Source organism: Stenotrophomonas sp. DDT-1, assembly GCF_001580555.1.
In the GTDB taxonomy this organism is placed as follows: domain Bacteria; phylum Pseudomonadota; class Gammaproteobacteria; order Xanthomonadales; family Xanthomonadaceae; genus Stenotrophomonas; species Stenotrophomonas sepilia.
The window spans coordinates 1-2,430 of the sequence record NZ_LEKR01000084.1 but is presented as its reverse complement, the minus strand read 5'-3'; the positions used below and the strand labels follow the sequence as shown (position 1 = coordinate 2,430).

General features: G+C 53.0%; 2 tRNA genes and 1 rRNA gene. All 3 read left to right on the top strand.

Annotation, left to right across the window (positions count from 1 at the left end):
• Positions 1-33: 33 nt before the first annotated feature.
• Positions 34-109: transfer RNA gene (locus AB839_RS20805), tRNA-Ala, on the top strand.
• A gap of 22 nt (positions 110-131) precedes the next feature.
• Positions 132-208 (top strand) — tRNA-Ile (locus AB839_RS20800).
• Positions 209-431: 223 nt separating this feature from the next.
• Positions 432-2,430: ribosomal RNA gene (locus AB839_RS20795) — 23S ribosomal RNA — on the top strand; the annotation flags it as partial.

The window sequence follows — 2,430 nt, the reverse complement described above, 5'->3', positions numbered from 1 at the left end:
CATCGGCCAGGCCGGTGTGAGATGTCCCTTTCTGGGGCCTTAGCTCAGCTGGGAGAGCACCTGCTTTGCAAGCAGGGGGTCGTCGGTTCGATCCCGACAGGCTCCACCAGGGAGATTAAGAAACAAGCTCCGGGTCTGTAGCTCAGGTGGTTAGAGCGCACCCCTGATAAGGGTGAGGTCGGTGGTTCGAGTCCTCCCAGACCCACCATTCTCTGAATGACGCATACATTCGATCTTTATACGCATCAGCACTGTGGCTGGTACGTGTTCTTTTAAAACTTGTGACGTAGCGAGCGTTTGAGATGTTCTATCAGACGTGTCGTGAGGCTAAGGCGAGAGACATAAGTCTCTTTATTGATTGAGTCGTTATATTCGTATCCGGGCTTTGTACCCCCGGGTCATATGTAACCCAAGGCAACTTGCGGTTATATGGTCAAGCGAATAAGCGCACACGGTGGATGCCTTGGCGGTCAGAGGCGATGAAGGACGTGGCAGCCTGCGAAAAGTATCGGGGAGCTGGCAACAAGCTTTGATCCGGTAATGTCCGAATGGGGAAACCCACCCGCTTGCGGGTATCCTGCAGTGAATACATAGCTGCTGGAAGCGAACCTGGTGAACTGAAATATCTAAGTAACCAGAGGAAAAGAAATCAACCGAGATTCCGTAAGTAGCGACGAGCGAACGCGGACTAGCCCTTAAGCTGATTTGGTTCTAGGAAAACACTCTGGAAAGAGTGGCCATAGAAGGTGATAGCCCTGTATCTGAAAGGGCCATTTCAGTGAAGACGAGTAGGGCGGGGCACGTGAAACCCTGTCTGAACATGGGGGGACCATCCTCCAAGGCTAAATACTACTGACCGACCGATAGTGAACCAGTACCGTGAGGGAAAGGCGAAAAGAACCCCGGAGAGGGGAGTGAAATAGAACCTGAAACCGTGTGCGTACAAGCAGTAGGAGCTCCGCAAGGAGTGACTGCGTACCTTTTGTATAATGGGTCAGCGACTTACTGTTCGTGGCAAGCTTAACCGTATAGGGGAGGCGAAGGGAAACCGAGTCTGATAAGGGCGCATAGTCGCGGGCAGTAGACCCGAAACCGGGTGATCTAGTCATGCCCAGGGTGAAGGTGCGGTAACACGCACTGGAGGCCCGAACCCACTCCCGTTGCAAAGGTAGGGGATGAGGTGTGATTAGGAGTGAAAAGCTAATCGAACCCGGAGATAGCTGGTTCTCCTCGAAAGCTATTTAGGTAGCGCCTCATATGTATCCTCTCGGGGGTAGAGCACTGTTATGGCTAGGGGGTCATCGCGACTTACCAAACCATTGCAAACTCCGAATACCGAGACGGACTGTATGGGAGACACACGGCGGGTGCTAACGTCCGTCGTGAAAAGGGAAACAACCCAGACCCACAGCTAAGGTCCCAAATTTTGTGCTAAGTGGAAAACCATGTGGAAAGGCACAGACAGCCAGGAGGTTGGCTTAGAAGCAGCCACCCTTTAAAGAAAGCGTAATAGCTCACTGGTCGAGTCGGTCTGCGGGGAAGATTTAACGGGGCTAAGCACAGAACCGAAGCTTGGGGTGCATAACTTTGTTATGCGCGGTAGAGGAGCGTTCCGTAAGCCGTTGAAGGTGGATTGAGAAGTCTGCTGGAGGTATCGGAAGTGCGAATGCTGACATGAGTAACGATAATGCGGGTGAAAAACCCGCACGCCGAAAGCCCAAGGTTTCCTTGCGCAACGTTAATCGGCGCAGGGTGAGTCGGCCCCTAAGGCGAGGACGAAAGTCGTAGTCGATGGGAAGCAGGTTAATATTCCTGCACCTCGCGTAAGTGCGATGGAGGGACGGAGAAGGTTAGGTGTACCAGGCGTTGGTTGTCCTGGGGAAAGGCGGTAGGTTTGGATCTTTGGCAAATCCGGGATCCTTTAAGACCGAGCACCGAGACGAGCCTTTATGGCAAAGTCACTGATACCACGCTTCCAGGAAAAGCTCCTAAGCTTCAGCTTACGCAGACCGTACCGTAAACCGACACAGGTGGGTAGGATGAGAATTCTCAGGCGCTTGAGAGAACTCGGGTGAAGGAACTAGGCAACATGGCACCGTAACTTCGGGAGAAGGTGCACCCTTTTTGGTGGCTCGTGCGAGCTATAGCTGAAGAGGGTCGCAGTAACCAGGCCGCTGCGACTGTTTATCAAAAACACAGCACTCTGCAAACACGAAAGTGGACGTATAGGGTGTGACGCCTGCCCGGTGCTGGAAGGTTAATTGATGGGGTCAGCCGCAAGGCGAAGCTCTTGATCGAAGCCCCAGTAAACGGCGGCCGTAACTATAACGGTCCTAAGGTAGCGAAATTCCTTGTCGGGTAAGTTCCGACCTGCACGAATGGCGTAACGACAGCGGCGCTGTCTCCACCCGAGACTCAGTGAAATTGAAA